At 63.3% G+C, this 22,193-nt stretch carries 18 protein-coding genes; 14 read left to right on the top strand and 4 right to left on the bottom strand.

Annotated features, from left to right (window positions below; all coding sequences use genetic code 11):
- The 4 genes from ABUE11_RS15440 to ABUE11_RS15425 form a co-directional block, all read right to left on the bottom strand.
- Entirely contained in the window at positions 1 to 240 is a 240-nt protein-coding gene (locus ABUE11_RS15440; protein ID WP_367066233.1) for a hypothetical protein, read from the bottom strand.
- Positions 241 to 401: 161 nt separating this feature from the next.
- Positions 402 to 725: a chaperone modulator CbpM gene (locus tag ABUE11_RS15435; RefSeq protein WP_367066232.1), complete on the bottom strand. Its 324-nt coding sequence runs from the start codon at positions 723 to 725 to the stop codon at positions 402 to 404.
- A 1-nt stretch (position 726) separates the two neighbouring features.
- Positions 727 to 1,716 carry a DnaJ C-terminal domain-containing protein gene (locus ABUE11_RS15430; protein ID WP_367066231.1) on the bottom strand — a complete coding sequence of 330 codons (990 nt, stop codon included), beginning with the start codon at positions 1,714 to 1,716 and terminating at the stop codon, positions 727 to 729.
- Positions 1,717 to 1,842: 126 nt separating this feature from the next.
- Positions 1,843 to 2,334 carry an Lrp/AsnC family transcriptional regulator gene (locus ABUE11_RS15425; RefSeq protein ID WP_367066230.1) on the bottom strand — a complete coding sequence of 164 codons (492 nt, stop codon included), beginning with the start codon at positions 2,332 to 2,334 and terminating at the stop codon, positions 1,843 to 1,845.
- A 150-nt stretch (positions 2,335 to 2,484) separates the two neighbouring features.
- On the opposite strand from ABUE11_RS15425, the gene glmS reads away from it, so the two are divergent.
- The 14 genes from glmS to ABUE11_RS15355 all read left to right on the top strand — a co-directional run bounded on the left by glmS (position 2,485) and on the right by ABUE11_RS15355 (position 22,192).
- Positions 2,485 to 4,395 (top strand): glutamine--fructose-6-phosphate transaminase (isomerizing), encoded by a 1,911-nt coding sequence (glmS, locus tag ABUE11_RS15420; protein ID WP_367066228.1) that lies wholly within the window; start codon positions 2,485 to 2,487, stop codon positions 4,393 to 4,395.
- A 271-nt stretch (positions 4,396 to 4,666) separates the two neighbouring features.
- Positions 4,667 to 6,109: a mannose-1-phosphate guanylyltransferase/mannose-6-phosphate isomerase gene (locus ABUE11_RS15415; RefSeq protein ID WP_367066227.1), complete on the top strand. Its 1,443-nt coding sequence runs from the start codon at positions 4,667 to 4,669 to the stop codon at positions 6,107 to 6,109.
- Positions 6,110 to 6,274: 165 nt separating this feature from the next.
- Positions 6,275 to 6,886, top strand: a complete 612-nt coding sequence (locus ABUE11_RS15410; RefSeq protein ID WP_367066226.1) for an XrtA/PEP-CTERM system exopolysaccharide export protein — start codon at positions 6,275 to 6,277, stop codon at positions 6,884 to 6,886.
- Between the two features lie 47 nt (positions 6,887 to 6,933).
- The gene (locus ABUE11_RS15405) at positions 6,934 to 8,496 is read left to right on the top strand and encodes an XrtA system polysaccharide chain length determinant (RefSeq protein WP_367066225.1); all 1,563 of its coding nucleotides are present in this window, start codon (positions 6,934 to 6,936) and stop codon (positions 8,494 to 8,496) included.
- 9 nt (positions 8,497 to 8,505) lie between these two features.
- Entirely contained in the window at positions 8,506 to 9,474 is a 969-nt protein-coding gene (locus ABUE11_RS15400) for an XrtA-associated tyrosine autokinase (RefSeq protein WP_367066224.1), read from the top strand.
- 84 nt (positions 9,475 to 9,558) lie between these two features.
- On the top strand, positions 9,559 to 11,145 hold the full coding sequence (locus tag ABUE11_RS15395; RefSeq protein ID WP_367066223.1) for a TIGR03016 family PEP-CTERM system-associated outer membrane protein: 1,587 nt from the start codon (positions 9,559 to 9,561) through the stop codon (positions 11,143 to 11,145).
- A 3-nt stretch (positions 11,146 to 11,148) separates the two neighbouring features.
- Positions 11,149 to 12,255: an XrtA/PEP-CTERM system-associated ATPase gene (locus ABUE11_RS15390; protein WP_367066222.1), complete on the top strand. Its 1,107-nt coding sequence runs from the start codon at positions 11,149 to 11,151 to the stop codon at positions 12,253 to 12,255.
- An 8-nt stretch (positions 12,256 to 12,263) separates the two neighbouring features.
- Positions 12,264 to 13,136, top strand: a complete 873-nt coding sequence (locus ABUE11_RS15385) for an XrtA system polysaccharide deacetylase (RefSeq protein WP_367066221.1) — start codon at positions 12,264 to 12,266, stop codon at positions 13,134 to 13,136.
- Between the two features lie 4 nt (positions 13,137 to 13,140).
- Positions 13,141 to 14,184, top strand: coding sequence for a FemAB family XrtA/PEP-CTERM system-associated protein (locus ABUE11_RS15380; RefSeq protein ID WP_367066220.1), 1,044 nt, complete (start codon positions 13,141 to 13,143; stop codon positions 14,182 to 14,184).
- A gap of 14 nt (positions 14,185 to 14,198) precedes the next feature.
- Positions 14,199 to 15,434, top strand: coding sequence for a TIGR03087 family PEP-CTERM/XrtA system glycosyltransferase (locus tag ABUE11_RS15375; protein ID WP_367068836.1), 1,236 nt, complete (start codon positions 14,199 to 14,201; stop codon positions 15,432 to 15,434).
- A 13-nt stretch (positions 15,435 to 15,447) separates the two neighbouring features.
- Entirely contained in the window at positions 15,448 to 17,019 is a 1,572-nt protein-coding gene (gene xrtA / locus ABUE11_RS15370; protein ID WP_367066219.1) for an exosortase A, read from the top strand.
- A 2-nt stretch (positions 17,020 to 17,021) separates the two neighbouring features.
- The gene (locus ABUE11_RS15365) at positions 17,022 to 18,929 is read left to right on the top strand and encodes an XrtA/PEP-CTERM system amidotransferase (RefSeq protein WP_367066218.1); all 1,908 of its coding nucleotides are present in this window, start codon (positions 17,022 to 17,024) and stop codon (positions 18,927 to 18,929) included.
- A 33-nt stretch (positions 18,930 to 18,962) separates the two neighbouring features.
- Positions 18,963 to 21,074, top strand: coding sequence for an NAD-dependent epimerase/dehydratase family protein (locus ABUE11_RS15360; protein ID WP_367066217.1), 2,112 nt, complete (start codon positions 18,963 to 18,965; stop codon positions 21,072 to 21,074).
- Positions 21,071 to 22,192 carry a glycosyltransferase gene (locus ABUE11_RS15355; RefSeq protein ID WP_367066215.1) on the top strand — a complete coding sequence of 374 codons (1,122 nt, stop codon included), beginning with the start codon at positions 21,071 to 21,073 and terminating at the stop codon, positions 22,190 to 22,192. Before ABUE11_RS15360 ends, ABUE11_RS15355 begins: the two co-directional genes overlap by 4 nt.
- The last annotated feature ends 1 nt before the right edge of the window (position 22,193 follow it).

Here is a 22,193-nt window from a genome sequence, read left to right as displayed (position 1 = left end):
CTAAACACCGTCGGCATCGCGCAGGCGGTCGATCAGCTCGTTGCTGACCACGACCCCGCGTGGCTCAAAGGGTACAAAGCCCGTGGCCGTGGCCGCGTCGGCGGCTTGAGGTGCCCCATGACCCGTAAGCGCCTGGCGCACCAGGCGCGAGATGACCTTGCCCAGGCTGGTGTTCTCACTGCGGGCAATTTCCTTGGCGGCGACCAGGGTGTCGTATTCCAGATCAATCGTGGTGCGCATGAAGTGTCTCCTTCTTCCGCTGTAGCGTTGCGCCATGATTCTAAATCATCATGATGCGATCGCATCGTGGCGGAGGATTTGGGCCGGAGGAGTATTGGGGTCGGATTCCAATTTCAGAATGGACCGGTGCTGCCGCGCCACCAGCGCTCCTGACTATCCGCTCACCTCTGGCCCAGTCTGCTTTCGAGTTGCCGCAGCCTCTGGCGCAGCGCTGCCACTTCCTCGATCAGATCGGTGGTGAGGGCGGCGAGCTCGGGGTCGGCGCCGAAGCTCTCTTCCAGCCGCGCCAGGCGCCGCGCGCGCAGCACGGTGGTGCTGGCAAACAGCCAGTGGCCGCCGGTCTGCTCGGCCTGCAGCAGGCCGGCGTCGAGTCGTGCCATGACCCAGTCGGGCGGCATGCAGCAGCTGCGCGCGAGGTCGTCCAGGGTCAGGCGGGTGGGGTCGTCCAGCAGCTCGGCCAGGGCATTGTCAAGAAAGTGGGGCATGTCAGGCTCCTTGGGTGCCATGCACGCCCTGTGTGGCGCGGGGCTTGAATTGCGGGAAGGCCTGGGCGAAGGCGCGGTACGCCTGCTGCTGGGCCGGCGTGGTGGCGGCGGGCAGGGCGACGTGCAGCTCCAGGTACAGGTCGCCGGGCGTGGCGGCGGGGATGCCGCGCTCTTTGAGGCGCAGCTTGCGGCCGCTCTTCCAGCGCGGCGGCACTGTGACTTCCACGGTGTTGCCGCCGGGTGTCTGGACCTCGATGGCGCCGCCAAGCTCGGCCTCCCACGGTGCGAGGGCGACGCTCTGGTAGACGTCGCGATCCTCGGCGCGCCAGCGGGCGTCGGGTTTGAACTGCACCTCCAGGAACAGGTCGCCGGCGGGCGCACCGGCCAGGCCCGGGCCGCCCTGGCCCGAGAGGCGTATGAGCTGGCCCGCGCGCACGCCCTTGGGGATGGTGACCTGCAGCTGCCGCTCCTGGCCGACGAGGCGGCCGTCCGCGTCCAGGTGGGCGCCGTGCAGGGTGAGCACGCGCTGGGCGCCGTGGTAGGCGTCCTGCAGGTCGAGCTCGATGCTGGCGTGGTGGTCGCGCCCGCGCTGGCGTGGCTGGCCGGCGCCGTCGCCGCGCTGGGCATGCCGGGCGCGGGCGGCGCGGCCGAAGAGCTGCTCGAAGAAGTCGCTGAACTCGGCGCCGTCCATACCCTCGGCGCCCGGCGCGCCGGTGAATTCGAAGCCGGCGTCCCAGTGGGGTGGCGGGCGGAAGTCCTGGCCCGGGCGGTGGGGTACCTCGCGGCCCAGGGCGTCGTAGGCGGCGCGTTTTTCGGGGTCGGACAGGACGGTGTTGGCCTCGTTGACCTCGGCCATGCGCGCGGCGGCGTCGGGTTCCTTGCTCACGTCCGGGTGGTACTTGCGCGCGAGCTTGCGGTAGGCGCGCTTGATGTCATCCGCGCTGGCGTCGCGTGCCACGCCGAGGATGGCGTAGTAGTCCTTGAACTCCATGTGTCCTCCATGCCGGGCTTCAGGCTGCGAGGGTGGGGGCGATGGGGGCTTTGGTCAAGGGGCGGGCGTGGGCAGGACGGCAGCCGTCTTTTGGTGCACTCTTGTTTTGATAGCTTCTGACGCCTGTCAGGTAAGGGCTATGGCTAGTTTTGGCTCAAACTTTGCGCGCTGTGTGGCAAAGAAGGCCTTGACGTTGCGCACGTTGGCGTCCTGCGAGAACAGGCGTTGCGTCAGCGCCAGGTAGCCCGGCATGTCGCGCATGTGCACGACGAGCACGAAGTCCGGCCCCGGCGATACGCGCCAGCATTGCTGCACGGCTGCTTCCTGCACGGCGCGGGCCTGGAAGGCGTCGAGGTGCTCCACGCCCTGACGGTCGAGGGTGACCTCGACGATGGCCGTCAGGCCGTGGCCCTGCAGCGCGGCGAGCCGGTCGGGCTGCAGCAGCGCGACCTGGCGCTCGATCAGGCCGGCGGCCTGCAGCCTGCGCACGCGGCGCAGGCAGGTGGGGGGCGAGACATGCACGCGCTCGGCCAGCGCCTGGTTGGTGAGGGAGGCGTCGGTCTGCAGCAGGTCGAGCAGCTGCAGGTCAATGGCGTCGACTTCGAAATCAGATTCCATGCGTGCAATATAAATGACCAAATATTTCTACAACAATTGTCAATGAAATAATGAGTCACTGATACTTAAAAATAGAATAAAAATTTCCTTACATATTGCATAGTATCGGCCGATTCACAGCTAAGGCTGTTTTCGCAGGAGTGTTTTCTTATGTGCGGCATCGTCGGCGCGGTATCCACGCGCAACATCGTTCCCATCCTGGTGCAGGGCCTGCAGCGGCTGGAGTACCGTGGCTACGACTCGTGCGGGGTGGCCGTGCACGAGGCCAGCCTGGGTCAGCAGCCGGGCGGCGGCCTGCGCCGCGCGCGCAGCACGGCACGCGTGGCCGAGCTGCTGGCGCAGGTGACGCAGGATGATCTGCAGGGCGCCACCGGCATCGCCCACACGCGCTGGGCCACGCATGGCGCGCCCGCGGTGCACAACGCCCACCCGCATTTCAGCCATGGCGCGGGCGCGGCGCCTGCCGATACGGCGCGCGCCGGCCGCGTGGCGCTGGTGCACAACGGCATCATCGAGAACCACGAGGAGCTGCGCGCGCAGCTGCAGGCGCGCGGCTATGTGTTTTCCAGCCAGACGGATACCGAGGTCATCGCCCATCTGGTGGACAGCCTGTACGACGGCGATCTGTTCCAGGCCGTGCGCGCCGCCACGGCGCAGCTGCATGGCGCGTTTGCCATTGCCGTGATCCACAAGGACGAGCCGCATCGCGTGGTGGGCGCGCGTGCGGGATCGCCCCTGGTGCTGGGTGTGGGCGAGGGCGAGAACTTCCTCGCCAGCGACGCCATGGCGCTGGCTGGTGTGACCGACCAGATCGTCTACCTGGAGGAGGGCGACCTGGTGGACCTGCAGCTCGGCCGCTACTGGATCACCGGGCCGGGTGGCCAGCCGCTGCCCGAGGGCAGCCGCCCGGTGCGCACGGTGCACGCCCACAGCGGCGCGGCCGAGCTCGGGCCTTATCGCCACTACATGCAGAAGGAGATCTTCGAGCAGCCGCGCGCCATTGCCGACACGCTGGAGGGCATGCAGGGCATCGTGCCCGAGCTGTTCGACGGCGCGGGTCAGCATGGCCAGCCGGGCACGGCGGCCTGGCGCGTGTTTCAGGAGGTGGACTCGGTGCTCATCCTGGCCTGCGGCACGAGCTACTACAGCGGCTGCACGGCCAAGTATTGGCTGGAGGCGATTGCCGGCATCCCCACGCAGGTCGAGGTGGCGAGCGAATACCGCTACCGCACCAGCGTGCCCAACCCGCGCACGCTGGTGGTGACCATCAGCCAGTCCGGCGAGACGGCGGACACGCTGGCCGCGCTGCGCCACGCGCAAGGCCTGGGCATGAAGCACACGCTGACCATCTGCAACGTGGCCACGAGCGCCATGGTGCGCGAGTGTGCGCTGACCTATGTGACGCGCGCCGGCGTCGAGATCGGGGTGGCGTCGACCAAGGCCTTCACCACGCAGCTCGCGGGCCTGTTCCTGCTGACGTTGGCGCTGGCGCAGTCCAAGGGGCGGCTGAGCGAGGAGCGAGAGGAGCAATACCTCAAGGCCATGCGCCATCTGCCCGCCGCGCTGCAGGCCGTGCTGGCGCTGGAGCCGCAGATCATCAGTTGGGCCGAGGACTTCGCGAAGCAGGAGAACGCGCTGTTCCTGGGCCGCGGCGTGCATTACCCGGTGGCGCTGGAGGGCGCGCTCAAGCTCAAGGAGATCAGCTACATCCATGCCGAGGCCTATCCCGCGGGCGAGCTCAAGCATGGCCCGCTGGCCCTGGTCACGAGCAGCATGCCCGTGGTCACGGTGGCGCCCAACGACGAGCTGCTGGAGAAGCTCAAGAGCAACATGCAAGAGGTGCGCGCGCGCGGCGGTGTGTTGTACGTGCTGGCCGACGCCAACACCAACATCGAGAGCAGCGAGGGCATGCACGTGATCCGCATGCCCGAGCACTATGGCGCCCTGTCGCCGCTGCTCCATGTCGTCCCCCTGCAGCTGCTCGCCTACCACACGGCCTGCGCACGCGGTACGGACGTGGACAAGCCCAGAAACCTTGCCAAGAGCGTGACTGTCGAGTGACGGCCCTGAGTCCTGGGGCTGTGTCCAGGCGGGCATTGGTGATTCAGGGGCGGCCTGCCGTCAGGATGAGGGTCTGGATGTAACTTTTTCGGCTTTAACGCATGGATGACATTTGCTTTGTTTTGGCCGGTGAGGTCATCGGTTATGCTGCGCCGCATCAAGAACTCGAATCGTCTCGTGCGCGTGCTCATCCGGGGATGAGCGCCGTGGGCGTCCGGGGCTCGTCCCGGATGGCCTTTTTCTTTCCCGATTGAAGGATTGCCTGCAGCTCATGTTGATACAGCCAGTAGTCTTGTCGGGTGGTTCGGGCACGCGCCTGTGGCCGCTGTCGCGCGAGAAATATCCCAAGCAGTTGCTCACCTTCCTGGGGGAGGATTCCCTGTTGCAGGCGACATTGCGTCGTCTGGAGGGTTTGAGCGGTCTGCGCATGGCGCCCGATCTGGTGGTGTGCAACGACGAGTACCGCTTTGTGGTGGCCGAGCAGTTGCGGCTGATCGGCAGGCAGGGGCGCATCGTGCTCGAGCCCGTTGGTCGCAACACCGCGCCTGCCTTGACGCTGGCGGCATTGGCGGCGCAGTCGCAGGGTGACGACCCCGTGCTGCTGGTCATGCCTGCGGACCATGTGGTGACCGATGTGGCGGCGTTTCAGGCGGGCGTGCAACATGCGGCCCGTCTGGCGCAGGACGGGTGCATCGTCACCTTCGGCATCACGCCGGATCGGCCGGAGACGGGGTACGGCTACATACAGGCCGGCGCCGCAGTGGATGCCGAGGGCTCTCGAAGCATCGCGCGATTTGTCGAAAAGCCCGACCGCGCCACGGCGGAGCGCTACCTGCAGGAGGGCAACTACTTCTGGAACAGTGGCTTGTTCGTGCTGCGCGCATCGGTGTGGCTGAATGCCTTGCGCCTGTGCCGGCCGGACATCCTGCAGGCATGCGAGGCCGCGTGGGCAGGCGGCGCTGCCGACATGTCGTTTCAGCGCGTGGATGCCGAGGCGTTTGCCGCATGTCCGAGCGATTCCATCGACTATGCCGTGATGGAGCGACTGGCTGGCGGGCAGGCGGTGGCGGGAATGCCACAGGGGGTGGTGCTGCCGCTGTCCGCTGGGTGGTCCGACGTGGGGGCATGGGATGCGCTGTGGCAGATCCTTCCCAAGGACGAGGACGGCAACGTGGCACGCGGAAGGGTGATGCTGCAAGGGTGTACGGATACGCTCGCCATGTCTTCGGGCCGGCTTCTCGCATGCGTCGGCGTCAAGGGGCTTGTGGTGGTGGAGACGCCCGATGCGGTGCTGGTGGCCGATCAGCGTCACACCCAGGATGTCAAGCAGATCGTGGAGCGCCTCAGGCGCGAGGGTAGCGCCGAAGGCCTGCTGCACCGCAAGGTCTACCGTCCCTGGGGTTGGTACGACGGCGTCGATGCCGGCGAGCGCTTTCAGGTCAAGCGCATCATGGTCAAGCCCGGCGGCACGCTGTCGCTGCAGATGCACCACCATCGGGCCGAGCACTGGATCGTGGTACGCGGTACGGCGCGTGTCACCAAGGGGGAGGAGGTGTTTTTGCTGACGGAGAATCAGTCAACCTACATACCCGTGGGTGTGACGCATCGCCTGGAGAATCCCGGCCGCCTCGATCTGGAGATGGTCGAGGTGCAGTCTGGCTCCTACCTTGGAGAGGATGACATCGTGCGCCTGGGCGACGTGTACGGGCGCTGATTCACGCAGAGTCTCGTTTTCACGAGCATGCAACGGTATCGCTTGCCCGCATATTGCGAGTGTTTACGCACAGCAGGTGTTCAGATATCCTGTTGTGACATTTTGTTAGTGTCACTATAAATTTTGTATCGGAGTGGTTCCATGCATCGATTTGTTTCCGGACTAATGGGTTCTCTGGTTCGTGCGGCGGCCGTGCTCGTCGTTGCTGCAGGTGCCGTCGGCTGTGCCAGTACTGGCAGCTATCCGCCGGCGCCGACCAATGCGGCCACGCCGGATTACAACTACATCGTGGGGCCCGGCGACATGCTCAACATCATCGTCTGGCGAAATCCCGATCTGTCGATGTCGGTGCCCGTGCGTCCGGACGGTCAGGTGTCGACCCCCCTGATCGATGGCCTGGTGGCGCAGGGCAAGACCTCGGCGCAGATCGCACGCGACGTGGAGAAGGAGCTTTCGAAATACGTGCGCGATCCTGTGGTGACCGTCATCGTGACCTCGTTTGTCGGTCCCTACAGCGAGCAGATTCGCGTGGTCGGTGAGGCGGCCAAGCCGCAGTTCCTGCCCTACACGCAGAAGATGACCGTGCTCGATGTGATGATTGCCGTCGGGGGCCTCACGGACTTTGCCGATGGGAACAACGCCACCCTGGTGCGCGCAAGAGAGAACAACAAGCGCTACACCGTCCGCCTGAATGACCTCGTCAAGCGCGGCGACATCGGTGCCAACGTGGAAGTGTTGCCGGGCGACATTCTGATCATCCCCCAGGGCTGGTTCTGACCGAGTTTGAGATTTGCTAGGCGCCCTGGCGCCATTTAGGGAAGAGGATGAACGAGCTTCTGGGTCAAATCACTACCGTTGCGCGCGGTATGTGGATCTACCGCCGGATCGCAATGGTTGTGGTCTGGCTGGTCGGCGCGATTGGCGCGATGGTCGTGCTTTCCATGCCCGATCACTATCAGGCATCGGCACGTGTGTACGTGGACACGCAAACCATTTTGCGTCCGCTCATGACGGGTATTGCCGTGCAGCCCAACATTGAGCAGCAGGTGTCCATGCTCAGCCGTACGCTGATCAACCGCCCTACGGTGGAGCGGTTGGTTCGTATGGCGGATCTGGACCTTGGCGCGCATTCCAAGGCGTCGACCGATGCCGTGGTGGATGCTGTCACCAAGGCCATCAGCATCAAATCCACGGGGCGCGACAACCTCTACACTCTGTCCTACCGGGACACAAGTCCCGACAAGGCCCAGCGGACGGTGCAGGCGCTGTTGACGATCTTCGTCGAGTCCAGCCTCGGAGCCTCGCGCCAGGACTCGGAGAGCGCACGCCGTTTTCTTGATGAGCAGATCAAGGCATACGAGACCAAGCTGTCCGATGCAGAGGGTCGCCTCAAGGCCTTCAAGCTGCGCAACATCGAGATGCAGTCCGAAGGGGGGCTGGATACTGCTGGGCGCGCCGCAGAAATCGACAGAACGCTGAGTCAGGCCAGGCTGGAACTGCGTGAGGCGGAAAGCTCTCGTGCGGCCATCGCACGTCAGCTCGATTCTCTGCGGACGCAGGTGGCGAAATCGTTGGGTGGCCCAGCGTCCGAGGTGCAGACCCCCGAGCTTGATGCCCGGATCAGCGCGCAAAAGCAGAACCTGGACACCTTGCTGCAGCGTTACACGGATGGGCATCCCGATGTGGTCAGGGCCAGAGCCTTGATTGCCGAGCTGGAGGCACAAAAGCGCAAGGAAATCGAGGAACTGCGGCGCAAGGTGGAGCAAGGCGGGGTCATGCCTGCGACACAGAACAATCCGGCGGTGCAGGAAATGACGCGTGCCTATGCGGCCGCGGAAGTGCAGGTGGCATCGCTGCGGGCGCGCGTGGTCGAGTTCGAGGACCGTGCGCGGCGCATGCATGAGCAACTCAAGCTGGCACCTCAGCTCGAGGCTGAACTGGCTCAGCTCAATCGGGACTATGAGGTGCACCAGAAGAACTACCACGACCTGGTGGCTCGTCGCGAATCGGCTCTGATGTCGGGCAAGTTGGAGAACACGTCGAACGTGGCCGAGTTCCGCGTGATTGACCCTCCGCGCGTGGAGCCGAAGCCCGTGGCTCCCAACCGCTTGTTGTTGCTGCCGGTGGCATTGCTTGCCGCCATCGCGGCGGGCTTGGGCGTGGCGTTCTTGCTGAGTCAGCTCCGTCCGGTGTTCTTCGATGCAGCGACCTTGCGGCAGGTGACGCAATTGCCGTTGCTGGGCGTCGTCGGATTGATCCCCAACGAAGAACGGCGGCGACATGAATCGCGCAGCATGAAACGATTCATCGTGGCCAGCGTGGCTTTCTTGTTGCTCTACGCGGGTGGCATGGCGGCGCTGTCCATTCGCACAGGCCTTCTGCGGTGACAAACAACTATGACAAGTTCCATTGAAAAGGCAGCCCAGAGGCTGGAACAACTGCGCAAGGCTGGTGCCGTGCTGCCCGGCGACAAGGTCGCGTCTACCGGCGTTGCCGCGTCTGAGGCACCCGTGCTTTCGCGGGGGACCCCTGCGCCCCACGCCGGGGTGGATTCGCACACCGCCTTGGCCGAGCATGGTCGCTCGAAATCGGTGCAATTGGATCTGACGGCGTTGACTGCCAATGGCTTTGTCACGCCCAATGCCCCGCGCTCTGCGACGACAGACCAATATCGTGTCATCAAGCGCCCATTGCTGGACAACGCAACCGGCAAGGGCGCGAGTCTGGTAGCCAATGGCAATCTGATCATGGTTACCAGTGCTCTGCCAGGCGAGGGCAAGAGCTTTACCGCCATCAATCTGGCCATGAGTCTGGCGATGGAGCTCGACCACACCGTGATGCTGGTGGACGCGGATGTCACGCGGCCCACGGTCATGACGAAGCTCGGCCTTCCACAGGCGGCGGGCTTGCTGGACGTGCTCCGTGGGGACAAGACGGAACTGGCAGATGTGCTTTTGCGCACCAACATCGACAAACTGACGCTGCTGCCGGCGGGTTTGGCTCATGAGCGCGCCACGGAGTTGCTGGCCAGCGACGCCATGACCAGCCTGCTTCAGGAGATGAGCAAGCGCTACAGCGATCGAATCATCATTTTTGATTCGCCGCCCTTGCTGCTCACGACGGAGGCCCGTGTCCTGGCCAGTCACATGGGACAGGTCGTAATCGTCGTGCAGGCAGGGCAAACCCTTCAGTCCGATGTGGAGCACGCGCTGTCCACGATCGAGTCCTGTCCCATCAAACTCATGGTTCTCAACCAGGTTCGTAGTCACGGCTTGGGAGGCTATGGGTATGGATACGGGTATGGCTACGGGTATGGCCACGAGCGAAACGCGGGAGAGCGTGGCGCTGCTTCTGCGATGGCGTGAAACAAGGGAGAAAGCGCCCATATGCATTTGCACCACCACTGGATGGCGAACATATCTTTAGCTGGTTGCACAGCATGCGTGCTGATGGCGATGCCCACGCTGTTTTCGGCGTCTGTGTTCGCGCAGGTACCCGAGATGGGCGGTGCTCAGTCGGCGGGCCATGCTGATGGTGCGTCGCCTCAGGGGACGTCCACCGGTGCAGCTGGATCGAGCCCCGCTCAAGGGGGGGCACCCACTGGCGCGCCTGAGCACAAGGGGCGATGGTTTGAACCTCGCATTACCATCCAACACACCGTCACCAGCAATGGGCCGCTTACCAGCGGCGGCGGCAGTGACCAGGTGACGGAGGTGATGCCCGGGTTCAGCGTGATCCGTGACTCCGCTCGTGTCAAAGGTTTTGCTGATTACACGCTTCATGGTACCCACTATGCACGCGGAACAAGCTCCGACAAGGTGTGGCACAACCTCAATGCCAGGGGGACGGTTGAGGCGATTGACAATCACCTGTATATCGACATCGATGGCATGCTGGGTCTGCAGCCAGTATCAGCGTTCGGTCCGACTGGCACCTCGTTGGCAAATTCGAATATGGCGAAAACGTCCAGTTTTCGTGTGTCGCCATACATCAGGGGCGAATTTGTCAATGGTGTCGACTATGAGGTTCGATACGGCCTGCAGGAATTTCGATCCGATACGGCGAGCAATTCCAATGTCACAATCAACGATTGGCGGCTTCATTTGGGAAAGGTACCCCGCGGCCAGTTGTTTGGTTGGGGGTTGGATGCCACTCAGGAGGATGCAGACTACTCGAATGGTCGAAACATAGATACTACAGCCCTGCGTGGTCGTCTGACCTATCTCCCCGTCGCCACGTTGAGCGTTACGGGTATAGTGGGCGTGGAATCTACCAATCAACTATCTCCAGAAAAAAAATCACACAGGATCACTGGTTTTGCCATCGATTGGCGGCCGTCTGAGCGGAGTCGACTGTTTGTCGAGCGGCAAAGCAGGTACTTCGGTGAGTCTCACAATGCGAGCTTGGAGTACAGAACTGCGCGCACCGTTTGGCGCTACACCGATCAGAAGGACGTCATGAGTGGGTTGGGCGTCCAGTCCGCATCAATGGGTTCACTCTTTGATTTGCTTGATGGTTTTTACGCGGGTCTGGAGCCTAATCCGATTCTGCGCATGCGAATTATTCAGGCAGAACTGGCGAGGCTGGGCTTGCCTCCCGATACCAAAATATTCCAGGACTTTCTGTCCTCTTCCAGTCGATTGCAGCGATCGCAGAATTTGTCGCTTGCCTTGTTGGGGCGTCGCAGTACCTTGACATTGGCGGCTCTGCGCTCTGATACAAGGCAGATGGATGGCTCATTGAGCCTTGGTGATGATTTTCAGAACAATCAGAGAATTCGCCAGCGAGGTTGGAGTGCAATCATCGGCCATCGCCTCACGCCCAATACAACTGTGAATGCCATGGTAAGCGGAACGCGAAGCATAGGCAGCACCCTTGGCTGGGAGATGAAGACGCGCATGTTTCAACTTGGGATGAATACATTGGTTGCTCCGCGGACAAGCCTGGGGTTGCAACTGCGCCGCGTGTTGTCCGACGGAAATGTCAGTAATTATGATGAGTCGGCAGTCATGGCCTTCATCACACATCGGTTCTGATTCATGTATGAAGCCTTTTATGGATTGACTGGAAAGCCCTTTCAACTCAATCCAGACCCCAGTTTTTATTTCAGCAGCAAGCAGCACCAGCGCGCCCGTGCATACCTCGAGTATGGGGTCATGTGCCGTGAAGGTTTTATCGTAATTACTGGCGAGGTGGGAGCCGGTAAAACCACGATCGTGCGTGGCCTGTTGGACAGTCTGGATCCAGACACCGTGGTGGCCGCGAACCTCGTCAGCACCCAGCTGGGCGCGGAAGATACGTTGCGCCTGGTCGGTGCTGCGTTTGGCGTGCATGTTCAGGGGATTCCCAAGGGTGACCTGCTGATGGCCCTGGAGGCGTTTTTTGTAACCCAGACGCTACAGGGCAAACGCTGTCTCTTGATCGTGGACGAGGCTCAGAATCTTCAACCCCAAGCGGTTGAGGAGCTGCGCATGTTGTCCAACTTTCAGAATGGTCAGGACGCATTGCTGCAGACGTTTCTCGTGGGGCAGCCTGAGTTTCGTGAGATTTTGCAGAGCCCGAGCATGTTGCAATTGCGCCAGCGTGTCATTGCGACATGTCATCTGGGTCCCCTGGACGCCGATGAGACCCGTGAATATATTTTTCACAGATTGAAATGTACCGGATCGGAGGGCCATCCGACGTTCGATTCAGAGGTTTTTGACAGCATTTATCGGTTTACTGCTGGCATTCCCCGGCGAATCAATACCTTGATGGATCGCGTTCTTTTGCAGGGGTTTCTTGCCGAGAAGACGCATATCGATGCTGCATTGGTTGGTGAGATCATTCAGGAGGTCCAGGCCGAAATGCGTCCGCCTCCAAAAATGCTCTCCTGGGAGTCTGCACTGGAGGAGTCGGCTGCGTCTTGCCCGGCCGATGTTGTGCACAATGAGGGAGAGGCTGGTGTGCTGGAGTTGGACGCCGATCTGGCGGACAACATATCGAACCACATCATGAGCATGACGGCCGAGCAGTTGGCGGCGCATCTACTGCGTATTGAGCGCAGCGTGCTGCGCCAGGAGCGTGTCAGTCTCGAAATTCTCATGAATCTTCAGAAACTCGTGGCTGGCAGTCGGAAAACGCAGACGGACGAGACGGCGGGGTGAGGGAATCCATGAATATGTCGATCACTCCCGTCATCAGGAATGCGCTGACCATCGATGTGGAAGATTATTTCCAGGTATCGGCGTTCGCTCCTTACATCGAGCGCGACAAGTGGGATGCGAGTGAATGCAGGGTGGAGAGGAATGTCGATCGCATACTCGCCATGTTGGATGACAACGGGGTGCATGCGACGTTTTTCACCCTTGGATGGGTGGCGCAGCGGTATCCGGCGCTGGTGCGTCGCATAGTCGATGGTGGCCATGAGTTGGCCAGCCATGGTTATGGCCATGAACGAGTCACCGACCTGTCCGAGTCGGAGTTCTTCGACGATATTTCTCGAGCCAAGAATTTGCTCGAGGACATCGGAGGTGCGAGGGTGCAGGGGTATAGGGCACCGAGTTTCTCGATAGGGTCCGGTAACCTGTGGGCGTTGGACAGCCTTCAGCGTGCGGGCTATCGTTACAGTTCAAGCATCTACCCGATACAGCATGACCACTATGGCATGCCGAATGCCCCTCGGTTTGCGCATCAAATCCGTGAAGGCCTGGTGGAGGTTCCGCCCACCACATTGAGGTTGTTCAATCGCAATCTACCATCGAGTGGTGGTGGGTATTTCCGTCTGTTTCCGTATTCGCTGTCGCGCTGGATGTTGCGCCAGGTTCACATGCGGGATAGGTCGCCTGCGGTGTTTTATTTTCACCCCTGGGAAATTGATGTCGACCAGCCACGTGTTCCAGGCGTGGGTCTCAAGGCACGATTTCGGCACTACGTGAATATCGGACGCATGGAGCAGCGCCTTCAGTACCTGTTGCGGGATTTCAGCTGGGGGCGCATGGACCAGATTTTCCTGCCGCAGCAGACGCAAAAGGTTTCCATTAAGTAAACGCATGAATGCACTCGTAATCCGTCAGCTCGACCGCCACAAGGCCGGCGACGTGGCGCGCTGGGAGGCCTTTGTCCAGTCGTGCCCACATGCCACGTTTTTCCATCGTGCGGGCTGGCAGGAAATCATCGAAGACGTCTTCCGACACGACACGTATTACCTCTACGCGGAGGAGCAGGGGCAGATTCGCGGCGTGTTGCCGCTCGGGCATGTCAACAGCCTGCTGTTTGGCAACGCGTTGACGGGTTTGCCGTTTGCGGTCTATGGAGGCGTGGCCGCCATGGATGAGGATGCCGCCAGCGCCCTGGAGCAGCACGCGCAGGACCTTGCGCAGCGCCTGGGCGTGGCGCATCTGGAGCTGCGCAACGTGCAGAGGCGTCATGCTGACTGGCCCTTGCAGGATCTGTATGTGACCTTCCGCAAGTCCATTGCGCCCACAGAGGAAGAAAACATGCAGGCCATTCCGCGCAAACAGCGCGCCATGGTCCGCAAGGGCATCAAGAATGGCCTGACGTCCCACATCGATGAAACGGTCGAACGGTTCTTTGCGCTCTATGCCGACAACGTTCACCGTCATGGCACGCCCGCAATGCCCAAGGCCTACTTCAAGGCGCTGTGCCGGGTTTTCGGGCCGGACTGCGAGGTGCTCACGGTGTGCGCGGCCGATGGCCAGCCGGTCAGCAGCGTGCTGAGCTTTTATTTCCGCGATGAGGTGCTGCCGTACTACGCCGGCGATGCCGAGGCTGCGCGCGACCTGGCGGCCAACGACTTCAAGTATTGGGAGCTGATGCGCCGGGCCTGCGCACGTGGCCTGAAGGTGTTTGACTATGGCCGCAGCAAGCAGAACACCGGGTCATATTCGTTCAAGAAGAATTGGGGGTTCGAGCCCACGCCCCTGCACTATGAATACCGGCTCTACAAGACCGATGCCGTGCCGCAGAACAACCCGGCCAACGCCAAGTACCGCCTGCTGATCGCCACCTGGCGGCGCATGCCGATTCAGCTCGCCAATTGGCTGGGCCCCAAGATCGTGCGAAACCTGGGATGAAGGCTGTCGACCCCATGGCTGCCGTGAGCAACATCCTTTATCTGGTGCACAGACTGCCGTACCCGCCCAACAAGGGTGACAAGGTGCGTTCGTATCACCTGCTGCGCCACCTGCAGAGAAACCACCGTGTGTTTCTTGGCACCTTCATCGACGATCCGGACGATGAACAGCATCTGGCCACGCTGCGTTCCATGTGCCCGGATCTCCATGTGGAGCGCATCCATCCACGCCAGGCCAAGTTCAAGAGCCTGACGGGGGTGCTGCGCGGCGAACCGTTGACCCTGGCGTACTACCGTCATGCAGGCATGCAGGCCTGGGTGCGGCAGATCGCAGCGGCCCACCGCTTGCAGGCCTGCGTGGTGTTCTCGTCCGCCATGGCGCAATATGCACAGATGCTGCCGCAGGTGCCCATGCTGGTGGACTTCGTCGATGTCGACTCCGCCAAGTGGACGCAATATGCGCCGGCACACCGCTGGCCACTGTCCATGCTCTACCGGCGCGAGGGGCGCGAGCTGCTCGCCTATGAGCGAGCCATGACCATGCTCGCGCACCGGTCCTACTTTGTCACGCCCAACGAAACGGCATTGTTTGTGTCACAGGCGCCGGAATGCGAGGGGCGTGTCGAATCCATGCCCAATGGCGTGGATTCGGAGTTCTTCGATCCGTCGGTGCGGCTGCCCAGCCCCTTTGCGGCCGATGAGCGGGCCATTGTGTTCACCGGGGCCATGGACTACTGGCCCAATGTGGATGGTGTCTCCTGGTTTGTCCAGGACATGTTGCCGCGACTGACGGCCCGCCATCCCCGGCTGCGCTTCTACATCGTGGGGCGCAGCCCGACGCCGCAGGTGCGCGCCCTGGCCGGCGCGCGGGTCGTTGTCACCGGTACGGTGCCTGACGTGCGCCCCTATCTGCAGCATGCAAGCGCCGTGGTGGCGCCGCTGCGTGTGGCGCGGGGCATTCAGAACAAGATTCTCGAAGCCATGGCCATGCAGCAGCCCGTGGTCACCGTGACCAGTTGCGCCGATGCCATTGGCGCCACCCGGGAGCAGGGCCTGCTGCGCGCTGATTCGCCCGCAGACTTTGTCCAGGCCCTGCAGTCCCTGCTCGACGCGCCTGCCGAGACGGCGGCGCTGGGTCGACAGGCACGCGTCTACGTGGAGGGGGCGTTCAGCTGGCATGCGCATTTGCAGAAGATCGATGGCGGTTTGGCGATGGCGCGCAACCTGGCTGGCCAAGGGGTGACAACGTGAAAGGTCGGAATTCATGAGCGGCTTGCCCGTCATCCCGGCGCACTGGCGCCGCCCCTTGGCCGCATGTGTGTTGCTGCAGACCGTCATTCTGGTGACGTACTGGCATTCGGCATGGACGATGGCCGCCACCTGGGCGCGTTCCGAGACCTATGCCCATGGCTTCGTCGTGCCGCTGATCTCGCTCTGGCTGGTATGGCGCCAACGCGCCAACCTGGCACCGTTGGTGCCGCGTCCCGGGAGCCTTGCATGGCTCCTCATGGTGGGGGCTGCGCTATTGTGGCTGGCTGGTGACCTGGTTGCCGTGAACGCGGCGACACAGCTGGCGCTGGTGAGTTTGATCGTCTTGGCCGTGCCGGCCGTGCTCGGCTGGCAGGTGACCAGGGCCCTGGCCTTTCCGCTGGGTTTTCTGTTCTTCGCCGTACCCATTGGGGACTTCATGCTGCCGCGCCTGATGGAGTGGACGGCTGATTTCACCGTCATGGCCGTGCGTGCCAGCGGCATCCCCGTGTACCGCGAGGGGCTGCAGTTCGTCATTCCCTCGGGCCGGTGGTCGGTGGTGGAGGCGTGCAGCGGCATCCGATACCTTATCGCCTCCGTCACCGTGGGTAGCCTGTTTGCCTATATCAGCTATCACAGCATGCGCAAGCGGCTGGTGTTCGTGGGCATCGCGATTGTGGTGCCGCTGGTGGCCAATTGGGTACGTGCCTATCTGATCGTGATGCTGGGGCATTTGTCGGACAACGCCATTGCCACCGGCGTGGATCACCTGATCTACGGCTGGGCATTCTTTGGTCTGGTGATCGGTGTCATGTTCCTCATCGGCGCGCGCTGGACCGACCCGGCGCCGCAGACTCCCCAGGTGCCGGCCCATGTGGTCGCACCCCGGGTGGCGCGGGTGGCTTCTTCCTCGCTGTGGTCCGGTTGGGTGCTTGCACTGGTGGCGGTTCTGGTGCCCCATGGTGTGCAGGCCATGATGAGTCTGGGCACACAGTCTGCGCCGGTTCACCTGGTCAGCCCCCAGCCATCGGCGCCTTGGCGTGCTACGGCGCAAGCGCCCAGCACATGGGTGCCTGCGTTCCAGAACGCATCCGCCAGCCTCGACATGGGCCTGACCGATGGGGGCAATGAACCCGTGGGCCTGCACATCAGTTACTACCGCCAGCAGGACTACGAGCGCAAGCTGGTCAGTTCGGCAAACGCGCTGGTGCGCAGCGACGACGAGGCCTGGGCGCGTGTGACGCGTGGTGCCGGCAGTGCCCGGCTGCAGGGTCAGCCGCTGCAGGTCGAGACGGCCGTACTGCGCCAGCTTGTGCCCGGCATGTCCGGCGAGGGCGCACGCCTGCTGGCATGGCGCTTCTACTGGGTGCATGGCGCGTTCACGTCCAGCGACTATGCGGGCAAGCTCCAGGGGGCGCTGGGGCGCATCACCGGTTGGGGCGACGATGGGGCAAATATCGTGATCTACACCACCTTGCCGGATGGCCAGGATTCCGAACAACTGGCCGCCGTACGCCTGCAGTCCTATCTGGACAGCCAGGGCAATGCCCTGGTCGCCGCGCTGCGGCAAACGCGAGGGCGCGACTGACCATGTGCGGTATTTCCGGCATCTTTGACACCCAGGGCACGCGAGACATTGCACGTGCCCTCATCGCGCGCATCAATGACTCGCAGGCCCACCGTGGCCCCGACGAGCATGATGTGCATCTGGAGCCCGGCCTGGCCCTGGGTCACAGGCGCCTGTCGGTGATCGATCTGGCCGCGGGCCAGCAGCCCTTGTTCAACGCGGAAGGCACGGTCGGCATCGTCTTCAACGGCGAGATCTACAACTACCGCGACCTGACGGCCGAGCTGCAGGCTCTGGGCTATCGGTTCAGGACGCGCAGCGATACCGAAGTCATCGTCCATGCCTGGTCGGCCTGGGGCGAGTCCTGCGTGCACAGGCTGCGCGGCATGTTTGCCTTCGCACTGTGGGACCGTCGCGAGCAAACACTGTTTCTGGCGCGCGACCGCATGGGGGTGAAGCCCATGCACTACGCCTGGTTGCCCGACGGCAGCTTCGTCTTTGGCTCCGAGCTCAAGGTGCTGACCAGCCACCCCGACTTCGTGCGCGAGCTCGACCCGCTCGCGGTGGAGGAGTACTTCACCCTGGGCTACGTAGTCGACCCGCGCTGCATCTACCGCAATGCCCACAAGCTGCCCCCGGCCCATACTCTGACGCTGCGACGTGGTGAAAAAAACCGGCCTACCGCACGCCAGTACTGGGATGTAAGCTTCACTAATGATAGTACCATCACGCTGCAGGACGCACAGGCCGAGCTGCGCGATCGCCTGCGTGAGGCTGTGCGGCTGCGCATGGTGGCGGACGTGCCGCTGGGAGCCTTTCTGTCCGGCGGCGTGGATTCGAGTGCCGTGGTCGCCACCATGGCCGGCCTGTCCAGCACGCCGGTGCACACCTGCTCCATCGGCTTTGACGACCCGCGGTTCGACGAGTCCACCTATGCGCTGCAGGTGGCCGAGCGCTATCGCACCGACCACCGACTGGAGACGGTGAGCAGCGAGGATTTCGATCTCATAGACACCCTGGCCTGGCTGTACGACGAGCCCTTTGCCGACAGCTCGGCCATCCCCACCTACCGTGTCTGCCAGATGGCGCGCAAGCATGTCACCGTGGCGCTGTCTGGCGACGGTGGTGACGAGAGCCTGGGTGGCTACCGGCGCTATCGCATGCATCTGGGGGAGGAGGCGGTACGCGGGCGCATGCCGCTGGCCCTGCGCCGGGCCATGTTCGGCCCCTTGGGGCGCCTGTATCCCAAGGCCGACTGGGCGCCGCGCCCCCTGCGTGCCAAGACCACCTTCCAGGCACTGGCCATGGACAGCGTCCAGGCCTATTGCCACAGCATGTCGCAGTTGCGCGGCGATGCGCGCCGGGCATTGTTCTCGCAGGCGTTCCAGCGCAGCCTCGGCGGATACGGTGTGCTCGACGTGTTCCGCCAGCACGCCGCCAGGGCGCAGACCGATGACCCTCTGGCACTGATTCAATACCTGGACTACAAGACCTGGCTGGTCGGAGACATCAACACCAAGGTCGACCGAGCCAGCATGGCGCATTCGCTGGAGGTGCGTTCGCCGCTGCTCGATCACAAGCTCGTCGAGTGGCTGGCCACATTGCCCAGCGATTTCAAGATCCGCGGCGGCCAGGGCAAGGCCGTTTTCAAGCAGGCCTGTGAACCCCTGTTGCCCCATGACTTGCTGTACCGGCCCAAGATGGGATTTTCGGTGCCGCTGGCCAGTTGGCTGCGCGGTCCGCTCAAGGGACGTGTGCAGCAGGCCTTGCTCGGCGAGCGCATGCACGGCTGCGGATTTTTCAACCCATCGACCGTGCGCCGCCTGATCGACGAACACAACAGCGGCCTGCGCGACCACGCCACGGCGCTGTGGATGCTGCTCATGTTCGAGGCGTTCCTGCGGCTCAATGACGGCGCCGCGGGGCATTGAGCACAAACCATTTGTATTACGAGGAAAGATCGAGTGAGCCTTAAGAAAGTACTGCTGGTTGGTGCCGGCAATATTGCGAGAACCCATGCCGCCGCGCTACAGGAGACGCCCGGTGTTGCGTTGTATGGCGTGGTGGATGCCAATCCTGAAACTGCGAGGGCACTGGCGCGGGATTTCCGCATTCCCCATGTCTTTGACTCGCTGGAGCAGGCGGCCGCCAGCGAGGCCGACGCTGTGCATGTGCTGACACCGCCGGACCTGCATCTGAGCACGGCCATGCCCTTTGTCAAGGCCGGCAAGACCGTGCTGCTGGAGAAGCCCCTCGGCGTCAGCAGCTCCGAGTGTGATGCGCTGCGCGAGGCTGCGGCCGCCTCGGGGGCGATCGTGGGTGTGAACCAGAACTTCGTGTTCAATCCCGCCTACCAGCAACTCAAACAGACCATCGCCTCGGGCAAGCTGGGGCGTCCGCGCTATCTGAGCTATGTGTACGAGGTGCCGTTGCGCCAGTTGTCCGCGCGCCAGTTCAGCCATTGGATGTTCCGCGAACCACTGAACATCCTGCTCGAGCAGGCGGTTCACCCGCTCTCGCAGGTGGTGGACTTTGCGGGCTCCGTGCGTGAAATATCCGTGCTGAGCGAAACGCCGCTCGAGATCTCGCCGGGCGTCGCGCTCCACACGGCCTGCCAGGCGAGCCTGATGTGCGAACGCATGCCGGCGCATCTGCGCTTTCATGTGGGCTCGCAGTTCACGGTGTGCCGCCTGACGGTGGTGTGCGACGACGGTGTTGCCGTGGCCGACATGTTCGCCAATCAGTTCCACACTCTGGGGCGCACGGCCTATATGGAGCCCGTCGACGCATGGCTTTCGGCGCGTGCGACGGCGCGCCAGATCGGTCATCAGGGCTTTTCGGTGCTGCGTGACTATGTGCTGGCGATGGCCAAGCTCAAGCCACGCTCGGATGCCTTTTACGTGGGCATGAAGCACAGCATTCATGCCTTCTACCGCGATCTGGCTGGCGGTGGCCGCCCGCGCATCGACCTGGAATTCGGCGCATCGCTGGTGAATGTCTGTGAGCAGATTGCGCGTGGATTCAAGCCCTTACCTGCGGTGGCGCCCGCCGCGACGCCTGCGCCAAGGGGCGAAGGCGAGCTGGTCGCGCTGTTGGGTGGCACGGGGTTCATCGGCTCCTACACCACGCAGGCATTGCTCAATGCCGGGTACAGGGTGAGGGTCATGGCGCGTGGGGCACGCAATCTTCAGGCCGTGTTCAGCGACCCTGCAGTCGAGGTGGTCAGGGGCGACGTCAAGCGGCGCGAGGATCTGGAGCGCGCCATGGCGGGAGCCGACTATGTGGTCAACCTCGCGCATGGCGGCGGCGGGGCTGACTTCGAGGCCATTCGCGCAGCCATGGTGGACACGGCGGTCCAGGTGGCCGAAGTCGCCCATGCGGCGGGTGCGCGCCGTCTCGTGCATGTGGGTTCGATCGCCGGCCTCTTTCTGGGCAACGCGAGCGAGACGGTGCGTGATGACACGCCGCCCGATCCGATGCCGCAGACCCGCAACGACTACGCCCACGCCAAGGCCCTGGCCGATGCCGCCGTGCTCGATGTGCATCGCAGGCTGGGCCTGCCCGTGGTGTTGCTGCGTCCCGGTCTCGTGATGGGAGCCGGCACCTCTCCCTTCCATGGGGGACTGGGCTTTTTCAACAACGATCAATACTGCGTGGGCTGGAACGACGGACGCAATGCCTTGCCCTGGGTGTTGGTGACGGATTGTGCGGACGCCATTGTCGGGGCGCTGAAGTCACAGCAGGCCGTGGGGCGTGCCTACAACCTCGTCGGCGATGTGCGACCGTCGGCGCGCGAATATCTGGCGGATGTGGCACAGGCCACCGGCAGGCCATTGAAGTTCGTGCCTTCGTCTCCGGTCGGGCTGTGGCTTGCCGAGATGGGCAAGTGGCTTGTCAAGCGTGTCACGGGCCGGCGCGTGCCCAGACCCTATCTGCGCGACATCCGTTCGCGGGGCATTGCCGCCAACTTCGATTGCAGTGCGGCCAAGCGTGATCTCAATTGGGCTCCTGTGTCGGACGTGCACACCTTCCGGAGGATGGCCGTACAGATCCATGCCGAGGAGCACACTGCGTGACCGACGACCTGCGGCCTCGCCACTTGCTGCATGCGTTTTCCACCTTTCAGCTGGGTGGGCCGCAGGCACGCTTTGTCGAGCTGGCCAATGCCTTTGGGCCCCACTTTCGCCACACCGTGGTGGCGATGGACAACCGCTTCGATGCGGGTGAGCGCCTGAATGCATCCGTGAACTGGAGCCCGATGCCCTTGAAGGTCGTCAAGGGTGGGGCGCTGGCCAACCGCAGCGGCTTTCGGCAGGTGCTTCGCAGCCTGAAGCCCGATCTGCTCATGAGCTACAACTGGGGCGCCATCGAATGGGCGGCCGCCAACGTTCCTCGACTCTGTCCTCAGATTCATGTGGAGGATGGGTTCGGGCCGGAGGAGGTCGAGCGGCAGTTGCCCCGGCGCGTGTGGATGAGACGCGTTTTCCTGGGCTGGACAGGGCTGCCGGTGGTGGTCATCTCGCGCCAGCTCGAGCGCATAGCTCTTGAGGAATGGCGGCTGCCGCGCCGCGGCGTCCATTTCGTCGCCAATGGCGTGAGCGTGCCGGCGCAGCCCATGCCGCGTGCAAGGCCGTTGGCGGGCGATGTCGTCTGCATAGGCACGGTCGCGGGCCTGCGCGCGGAAAAGAACATCCCGCGCCTGATCAAGGCGTTCGCGCGGTTGCGGGCGGTGCAGCCGGCACGTCTGGTCATCGTCGGTGGTGGGCCCCTGATGGCGGAATTGCAGCAACTGGCCCAGGCACTGGGCGTTCAGGACGACGTAGAGTTCACCGGCTACCTGAGCGACCCTGGGCGCAGGTTGCCCGAGTTCGACATCTTTGCCTTGTCCTCGGACACCGAGCAATTGCCCATGGCGCTGCTGGAGGCCATGGCCGTTGGCATGCCCGTGGTGGCGACGGCCGTGGGCGATGTACCGCAGATCCTGGCCGACGTGTCCCCGAACAACACCTGTCCGCCCGATGACGAGGCCTTTGCCCGGCTGATGCTGCGTGTGGTGCAGGCCCGCGCCGACTGGGCAGACTGGCGTGCCAGAGGGCATGCCGTCGTCAGCAGCCTGTATGCGAAGCCGGCCATGTTGGCGCAATGGCAGGCACTTTGGGCGGGGCGATCGGCCACTGGCATGGCCACTGCCTGAA

Source organism: Oryzisolibacter sp. LB2S (assembly GCF_040732315.1).
GTDB lineage: Bacteria > Pseudomonadota > Gammaproteobacteria > Burkholderiales > Burkholderiaceae_C > Alicycliphilus > Alicycliphilus soli.
Note: the sequence above shows the minus strand (reverse complement) of the source record. Positions and strands in the feature narration are given on the sequence as shown.

Coding starts and splice junctions, on each gene's coding strand:
- ABUE11_RS15385 (WP_367066221.1), top strand. CDS start 12,264: ATGAATATGTCGATCACTCCCGTCATCAGGAATGCGCTGACCATCGAT.
- ABUE11_RS15435 (WP_367066232.1), bottom strand. CDS start 725: ATGCCCCACTTTCTTGACAATGCCCTGGCCGAGCTGCTGGACGACCCC.
- glmS (WP_367066228.1), top strand. CDS start 2,485: ATGTGCGGCATCGTCGGCGCGGTATCCACGCGCAACATCGTTCCCATC.
- ABUE11_RS15440 (WP_367066233.1), bottom strand. CDS start 240: ATGCGCACCACGATTGATCTGGAATACGACACCCTGGTCGCCGCCAAG.
- ABUE11_RS15425 (WP_367066230.1), bottom strand. CDS start 2,334: ATGGAATCTGATTTCGAAGTCGACGCCATTGACCTGCAGCTGCTCGAC.
- ABUE11_RS15405 (WP_367066225.1), top strand. CDS start 6,934: ATGAACGAGCTTCTGGGTCAAATCACTACCGTTGCGCGCGGTATGTGG.
- ABUE11_RS15410 (WP_367066226.1), top strand. CDS start 6,275: ATGGGTTCTCTGGTTCGTGCGGCGGCCGTGCTCGTCGTTGCTGCAGGT.
- ABUE11_RS15380 (WP_367066220.1), top strand. CDS start 13,141: ATGAATGCACTCGTAATCCGTCAGCTCGACCGCCACAAGGCCGGCGAC.
- ABUE11_RS15375 (WP_367068836.1), top strand. CDS start 14,199: ATGGCTGCCGTGAGCAACATCCTTTATCTGGTGCACAGACTGCCGTAC.
- ABUE11_RS15415 (WP_367066227.1), top strand. CDS start 4,667: ATGTTGATACAGCCAGTAGTCTTGTCGGGTGGTTCGGGCACGCGCCTG.
- ABUE11_RS15390 (WP_367066222.1), top strand. CDS start 11,149: ATGTATGAAGCCTTTTATGGATTGACTGGAAAGCCCTTTCAACTCAAT.
- ABUE11_RS15395 (WP_367066223.1), top strand. CDS start 9,559: ATGGCGATGCCCACGCTGTTTTCGGCGTCTGTGTTCGCGCAGGTACCC.
- ABUE11_RS15400 (WP_367066224.1), top strand. CDS start 8,506: ATGACAAGTTCCATTGAAAAGGCAGCCCAGAGGCTGGAACAACTGCGC.
- ABUE11_RS15430 (WP_367066231.1), bottom strand. CDS start 1,716: ATGGAGTTCAAGGACTACTACGCCATCCTCGGCGTGGCACGCGACGCC.
- ABUE11_RS15365 (WP_367066218.1), top strand. CDS start 17,022: ATGTGCGGTATTTCCGGCATCTTTGACACCCAGGGCACGCGAGACATT.
- xrtA (WP_367066219.1), top strand. CDS start 15,448: ATGAGCGGCTTGCCCGTCATCCCGGCGCACTGGCGCCGCCCCTTGGCC.